The following is a 7,650-nucleotide window of genomic DNA, read 5'->3' as shown; positions in this document are numbered from 1 at the left end:
CACCCTGACTGTATGGCTGAAGAACGCCATTTCGTCATTCTGTCATTTGCTTGTCGTGTCTGGACAGTCGGCTCCGCTTTTCGAGTGTCTAGCTCCATGCGCTAGCGACTAGTGTACTTCCGCCATCCTCCTTGCGATAAATCAACATCGATTCACTATCGTTCATCGTGTTTCCTTTATCTCGTGCGGGTGGCTTCAGTCCATACGTCGCTGAACAGCGCCTTCCGCTTTTCGAATTGTCCAGCTGCAGGCGCTAGCGACTAGTGTACTTCCACGCCCCTCCTTGCGATAAGTCAACATCGATTCACTAACGTTCATCGTGTTTCCTTTATCTCGATCGGCTCGTTCCAGTCCATACGTCGCTGAACAGCGCCTTCCGCTTTTCAAATTCACATTTTGTTCAAAAAAAATGTAGTTCTTTAGAGCGTTAAACTGTAAAATGTGTTACGATAATCAATAATTTAATAAATGGAATGATAACTTCCTTTTAGGAGGCTGTATAAATGTTAGAACAAAGATATCGCTGGAGGAACAGGCAGCTTAGAGCACATGTAGCGGTTGTTAATGAAGAGATTGCTCCGACATTAGTTCTGACCAATGCCCGTTTCTTGCACTCAATCCTTAAACAATGGGTGACAGCTAATATTTGGATTTATGAAGATCGTATTGTGTATGTTGGTGAGGATTTGCCAACTAGTAAAGGCTCTTATGAAATATATGACTGTCAGGATAAAACGTTAGTCCCAGGTTATATCGAGCCACATGTTCATCCATTTCAGCTTTATAATCCCCAAACTTTCGCTGAATATGCAGTGAAGACAGGAACGACTACTTTTATCAATGACAACTTAATGCTATTTTTGCTGTTAGAAGAAAAGAAAGCGTTTTCTTTACTTGAGGAATTGCGAACATTGCCCGTTAGTATGTATTGGTGGTGCCGTTATGATGGACAAACAGAGTTGGCAAATGAAGAAGAAATTTTCTCTAATACGGCAGTGAAATCGTGGATGGAGCATGAGGCAGTTGTCCAAGGGGGAGAACTGACTGGATGGCCAAAGCTTTTAGCTGGCGATGACATGATGTTGCATTGGATTCAAGAAACAAAGCGAATGCGTAAAAGAATTGAAGGCCATTTTCCGGGTGCCTCTGAAAAAACGCTGACAAAGATGGCGTTACTTGGTGCAGATAGCGATCATGAATCCATGAGTGGAGAAGATATTAAGAAGCGTTTAATGGCAGGATATATGGTTTCTTTACGCCACTCCTCGATTCGACCAGACCTCGAATTGCTACTTCAGGACATGAACGAAATGAATTTGAATCAATACGATATGATGATGTTTACGACAGATGGTTCGCCTCCTTCTTTTTATGAAGAAGGGATTTTGGACTGGATGATTGCTAAGGCAATTGAATATGGAGTTCCACCGATCGATGCTTATCATATGGCGAGTTATAATGTGGCGAAATATTATAGAGTGGATCATTTACATGGCGTGATTGCACCGGGAAGAGTAGCTAATATTAATATATTGGAAAATGAGCATCAACCTACTCCAGTTGCTGTTTTATCAAAAGGGGAATGGGTGAAGAAGGAAGATGAGTCGGTACCAGCTTTCCCTGCAATCAATTGGGAAAAGTATGGATTTGGTCCGTTGAAGTTAGAGTGGGAGCTACAAGAGGAAGATTTACAATTCTCTATGCCGTTTGGAATTGAAATGGTTAACAATGTCATTACAAAGCCGTACTCTCTTGAAGTTGATGTTTCAGGCGAAGAACTTGACCAGACAGACGATGAAAACTTTTTAGTATTATTAGACCGTCGTGGGAAATGGCGCGTGAATACGACGATCAAAGGTTTTGCGACGAATGTTCAAGGACTTGCTTCCTCATTTTCGAATACAGGTGATATTCTTCTGATCGGAAAATGTAAACGAGAGATGGAACGAGCTTTCTCTCGAATGAAAGAAATCGGTGGAGGGTTAGTTCTTGCTGAAAATGAACAAATCGTTCACGAAATTCCTTTGGAGCTTTCAGGCATGATGTCTATTAAGCCGATAGAGGAATTAATAACAGAAGAAGTCGAGTTGAAAAAACTGTTAGTTGATCGCGGCTATCAATTTGATGACCCGATCTATACATTACTTTTTTTATCATCGACACATTTACCATACATTCGTATCACTTCACATGGAATGTATGATGTCATGAAGAAAACGGTACTCTTTCCGACTATAATGCGTTAAAATAGTAAAGTGAAGAGAATCTATATGGGAGTTTTGTATGAGAAAATTAACCATCATGACCTTACTAACAAGTGCGATCTTATTAAGCGGTTGTTGGGGACAGAAAGAAAACAATGAAGCTCAGAAAGAAAATGGAGTGGCTTTGCCAGCTAATGAAGGCAACTATGTTTCTCCGTTAACTGGGGAGAAAACAGAGGAAAAGCCAGACCAACGAGCGACAGCGGTTGTTATTAATAATCATCCAAAAGCACGTCCACAAACTGGATTGGCACAGGCGGATATTGTATATGAAGTAATGGTTGAAGGGAATATGACACGTTTCCTAGCTATTTATCAAAGTCAACAGCCTGAAAAGATAGGTCCTGTGCGAAGTGCGAGAGATTATTTTATTGATTTGGCCAATGGATACGACAGTTTATTTATCGCGCATGGTTATAGTCCAGATGCGAAAAAAATGCTTCAAAGTGGAGAGATTGACCAGATCAATGGGATTCAATATGAGGGAAACATTTTTCAACGAGATCCTTCCAGAGTGGCTCCTCATAATTCTTATATGATATTTGATGAAATGAATGAGGTAGCAAAGGAGAAAGGCTATGATTTGGAGACGCCTCCTGACAGTCTGAACTTTATGAAGCAAGCTGAAGTGAAAGAACTTGTGGGGCAAGAAGCGGAAACCGTTCATATTCGCTACTCTAATCAAGCTGCTTTTCAAGTAGAGTACAAGTATGACACAAAACAACAGAGCTATGAGCGATGGACTAGCGGAGAACAAGAGGTAGATCGCGAAACACAAGAGCCTGTATTAGCAGACAATATCTTTATTATTGAAGCCGGTCATCGTGTCGTTGATTCGGAAGGGCGATTAGATATTGATCTATCCTCAGGTGGTTCGGCTTACCTGATTCAACACGGAATTGTTCGTCAAGTCGAGTGGTCTAATGTCAACGGGCGTATTATCCCTTTTAAAAAAGGATCGATGCTTGATTTTATCCCTGGAAACACATGGATTCAAGTAATTCCTGCTTCAAAAGGGCTCAATCAAATAGTTGAATTTGTAAAATAATTAGCGAAGGGGTTTGAAGCATCATATGCAGATTGAAAAGTTACGTGGAAAAGAGCTAGATCAGCTATTTGAGGCAATTTTGTCTCTTCGTGATTTAGAAGAATGTTATTTATTTTTCGATGACCTTTGCACAGTCAATGAAATTCAGTCACTCGCTCAGCGCCTTGAAGTTGCTCGCATGCTTAAAGAAGGTAAAACTTACCATAAGATTGAAGCGGGTACTGGTGCATCTACGGCTACCATTTCTCGTGTCAAGCGTTGCTTAAACTATGGAAATGATGCGTACCAGCTCGTTCTTGACCGAATTAAAGAACCGTCTGAATAAAATAAAGGGTCTGATTTCCACTGCATACATATATGATGCGATGGGGGTCAGGCCCTTATTTTAATGTTATAATGAAGGGTGCCAAATATTTGGCTATGTTTTGAATATAGAATGGGAGGAAATTAGATGTATGATGTGCGCGAATGGCGTCATGTGTTTAAGTTAGATCCAAATAAAGAGATAGATGACGAGACGTTAGAAAGATTATGCGAATCAGGTACGGATGCGATTTTAATTGGGGGCAGTGATGGGGTTACACTAGAAAATGTCCTTGATTTAATGGCGCGAGTTCGTCGATATACTGTGCCTTGTGTGCTAGAAGTTTCTACTATTGAATCAATCACACCAGGATTCGATTTATATTTTATCCCGACGGTGCTTAATAGTCAGAAAGCTGAATGGATTACGGGTCTCCATCATGAGGCGATCAAAGAATTCGGTGAATTGATGGACTGGGAAGAGATTTATGCAGAAGGATACTGTATTGCTAACCCTGATTGTAAAGCGGCTGCGTTAACGGAAGCAAAAGCTTCGCTATCTAAAGAGGATATTGTTGCTTACGCAATGATGGCAGAGAATATGATGCGTCTGCCATTGTTTTATTTAGAGTACAGTGGGACATATGGAGATGTAGAAACTGTCAAGGCAGTAAGCGAGACGCTAAACAATACGACATTTATTTACGGTGGCGGTATTCAGACGGCCAATCAAGCAAAAGAAATGGCTCAATATGCCGATATCGTTGTGATCGGTAATATCATCTATGAACAACTAGCAGAAGCAATAAAAACAGTTACAGCAGTCAAAAATGGTGTATAATAAGAACATATGTTTGTAGGTGGTGGAAGAATGAACTTTTTAACTGAAAAATTATTAACAGGCTTAAATCCTGAACAGCAGGAAGCAGTGAAGACGACGGAAGGTCCGCTATTGATCATGGCAGGAGCTGGTTCAGGTAAAACGAGAGTGCTCACTCATCGAATTGCTTATTTAATGGTGGAAAAGGGTGTGAATCCGTATAACATTCTCGCGATTACCTTCACCAACAAGGCGTCGCGTGAGATGAAAGAGCGGATTGGCAGATTGCTTGGTGGCGCAGCAGAGGATATTTGGATTTCGACTTTCCACTCAATGTGCGTCCGAATTTTACGGAGAGATATCGACCGTATCGGCTACAATCGCAACTTTACTATTTTAGACTCGACCGATCAGCAATCGGTGATTAAAGGGATTTTAAAGGAAAAAAACCTTGATCCGAAGAAATTTGATCCTCGTGGTTTATTGGCTTCCATTAGTTCCGCTAAAAATGAACTAATTGATCCTGAAACGTTCAGCAAAAGTCAAGGTGGCTACATGGATCAAGTCGTCAGTGAAGTGTACACCGAATATCAAAAACGGCTAAAGAAAAATCAAGCGTTAGACTTTGATGATTGTGTGACACGTTTCACCCTAAGCATTTGCTAAAAATGCGGTAAAGGTGAGGGCTGAGGAAACTTAGCTACAACTGAATTTACGATGTATGGAATGAAATAAGTTATGGTCTTATGAAACATACAACCTAATACTTCCCTATGCGTTGTGGAGTGGTATATCTGCAAGGTATAAAGCGGGATGAAGTCACGTGAAATAACCTAAGTCCTTAGGGATATGGCTGTGATAGCGTGGGGTGCTATAAAATAGCTATGGTTAGAATGTCTAAATGTAGACTGACGAATCTGCGAATGTACAGGTCTAGACGAAGATAAGAGGGAAACTTCTTAGCTCCTTAATACGGAGTGTAGCATACCGAAAAGTATGAGTGGTCGTTAAGAAATTCGGGATATCACCAAATAGATATATGTGCTGCAGGCTTAAAGCAGAGACCTAAGGCTATATGTACAGCTAGTAAATTCGGAACGTGGAAAGCAGACAAGATACGGAATAACTTATACCAGAGTGTATCTTACCCTATAAAGGAAACGAAATGGGTTTAATGTCTGTGAGAGCGAGGGCACAGTACCTGAGAAGCTATGATAACAAGTAGTGGAGGGATAGCCCTTAGACAGTGCAAATTTCTAAAGTAAATTTCAATTAAGGAAAATTCAGAGGAAACGGTTAAGTTGTCAAGTTCGCTCCAAAAACGGGAGTGATGTAATGACGCTGAATACTAAAGGTAAAAGAGCTGAATACCATGATATTCTACCGTTACAAAATGAACTGTGGGAAAACGATACGCCCAAGAATCTTTATAAGTTAATCACTACCAAAAGAAATATTATTTGTGCTTATGATTGCTTAAAAAGAAATACAGGTAGTCATGCCAAAGGCGTAGATGAACTTAACATTGAAGATATCAATCACATAAGTTTAGATAAGCTAATTAAAACTGTAAGGGAGAGGCTGTCAGATTACAAACCAGACCCAGTTAAAAGAGTTTACATTGAAAAGGATAATGGAAAACTTCGTCCACTAGGCATACCGACAATTTGGGATAGGTTAATACAACAATGTATTAAACAAATTATTGAACCAATATGCGAGAAAAAATTTGCTCATAATTCATATGGATTCAGACCAAAAAGGAATCAAGAGAATGCTTTAGCCGATGTAATGAAAAGCCTGAACTTAAGTAAACATCAATACATCGTAAATGTAGACATTAAAGGTTTCTTTGATAACGTGAACCATAAGATTTTAATTAATCAATTATGGAGCATTGGTATTAAAGATAAGAGTGTCCTACAGATTATTAAAAAGATGCTAAAAGCAAAAATTCTTGAATCAAACGGTAAACTAGTGACGCCTAGTAAAGGTACTCCTCAAGGAGGTATTTTAAGCCCATTACTATCAAATGTGGTTTTAAATGATTTAGACCACTGGGTAAACGACCAATGGACTGAATGTGGTATAGAAACACCATCCATTACAATCCAAATGAATAAAAACGGGTCTCAAGGTGGAGATAAGTATAGGCATCTTAGAAAGTTCTCCACCTTAAAAGAAGGCAGATTAGTACGTTATGCAGATGATTTTGTCATTACATGCAAAACGTATAATGAAGCTGTTAGATGGTCTCATGCGGTAGCAAATTATCTAAAAAGAAGATTGAAATTAGATGTTGAGGACAACAAAAGCAAAATAATAAACCTGCAGAAAAAGTACAGTGAATTCTTAGGCTTTAAATTTAAGCTAAAGAAGAAACGAAATAAATGGGTAGCAGAAAGTAGAATATCGGATAAGAAGAAAAAGAAAATTTTAGCTAGTTATCGCCAACAGATTAGAAACACTTGGTCTGGAGCAGATATATACAAACTGAATACCAAAACTTTTGGGTTATGGGAGTATTTTAAACATGCAACAGTAGTAAGTGTAGATATGAGCGAAATAGCTTGGCGACTAAACAAAATAATCTATAATCATTTCCAAATGAATGGTGAATTTAGATATCTAACAGAATCTGAATTAAAAAGCACAGGTGTTGGAATCAAAATGACCAAGCTCAAGAATCACTGTAAAGTTTGGGTCCAGCACGGTGTACCAGTAATGCCAATATCGATGGGTAAAACTCAATATCCACTTTGTAAAAGAAGACAGGAAAAACCTTATGATTTCACAAAAGAGAAGAAAGATTGGCAATCATACATCATTCTTGTAGAGAGTAACATCACTTCTTCCACCCAATTCCATATAAATAAGGTTTCGAGATATGCTCAACAAAAAGGTAAATGTGCGATATTGAAACAATTCACGGGGTTAGATTTTCATTGTCATCACATCTTGCCAAGATATCTTGGTGGTGATGACAGTTATGAAAATTTAATTGTGTTAGATAGAAGAGTTCACAATTTAATTCATACAAAGTATGATTGGAAAATCAAAGAAATGATTAAAGAGTTAAACCTGAATAAACAGCAGATAGCTAAAATAAACAAGCTCAGAAACCAATGTAAACTTAATGAAATTGAAATAGAGTAGCATTGTTGGAACGCCGTATGCGCTGAAAGGTGCACGTACGGTGTGGGGTGGGGGAAAAC

6 protein-coding genes and 1 pseudogene are annotated in these 7,650 nt (G+C 39.0%); 6 read left to right on the top strand and 1 reads right to left on the bottom strand.

Features of this window, described 5'->3' with window-relative positions; genetic code table 11:
• Nucleotides 1-195: 195 nt before the first annotated feature.
• A complete protein-coding gene (locus CEF22_RS18600) occupies nt 196-387 on the bottom strand; it encodes a hypothetical protein (RefSeq protein WP_157843254.1) in 192 nt (63 codons plus the stop codon).
• A 116-nt stretch (nt 388-503) separates the two neighbouring features.
• On the opposite strand from CEF22_RS18600, the gene CEF22_RS16025 reads away from it, so the two are divergent.
• From CEF22_RS16025 to ltrA, 6 genes and pseudogenes are all read left to right on the top strand, one after another.
• Nucleotides 504-2,246 carry an adenine deaminase C-terminal domain-containing protein gene (locus CEF22_RS16025; RefSeq protein WP_100403657.1) on the top strand — a complete coding sequence of 581 codons (1,743 nt, stop codon included), beginning with the start codon at nt 504-506 and terminating at the stop codon, nt 2,244-2,246.
• Between the two features lie 37 nt (nt 2,247-2,283).
• Nucleotides 2,284-3,312, top strand: a complete 1,029-nt coding sequence (locus CEF22_RS16020; protein ID WP_100403656.1) for a DUF3048 domain-containing protein — start codon at nt 2,284-2,286, stop codon at nt 3,310-3,312.
• 25 nt (nt 3,313-3,337) lie between these two features.
• A complete protein-coding gene (locus CEF22_RS16015) occupies nt 3,338-3,637 on the top strand; it encodes a YerC/YecD family TrpR-related protein (protein WP_094836145.1) in 300 nt (99 codons plus the stop codon).
• Between the two features lie 126 nt (nt 3,638-3,763).
• The gene (locus CEF22_RS16010; RefSeq protein WP_100403655.1) at nt 3,764-4,456 is read left to right on the top strand and encodes a heptaprenylglyceryl phosphate synthase; all 693 of its coding nucleotides are present in this window, start codon (nt 3,764-3,766) and stop codon (nt 4,454-4,456) included.
• A gap of 30 nt (nt 4,457-4,486) precedes the next feature.
• Nucleotides 4,487-5,074, top strand: a pseudogene (locus CEF22_RS16005) (UvrD-helicase domain-containing protein); the annotation flags it as partial.
• A gap of 696 nt (nt 5,075-5,770) precedes the next feature.
• Nucleotides 5,771-7,591, top strand: a complete 1,821-nt coding sequence (ltrA, locus tag CEF22_RS16000; protein ID WP_100403654.1) for a group II intron reverse transcriptase/maturase — start codon at nt 5,771-5,773, stop codon at nt 7,589-7,591.
• Nucleotides 7,592-7,650: the final 59 nt, after the last annotated feature.

The sequence above is a fragment of the Bacillus sp. FJAT-42315 genome (assembly GCF_002797375.1).
GTDB lineage: Bacteria > Bacillota > Bacilli > Bacillales > Domibacillaceae > Bacillus_CE.
Note: the sequence above shows the minus strand (reverse complement) of the source record. Positions and strands in the feature narration are given on the sequence as shown.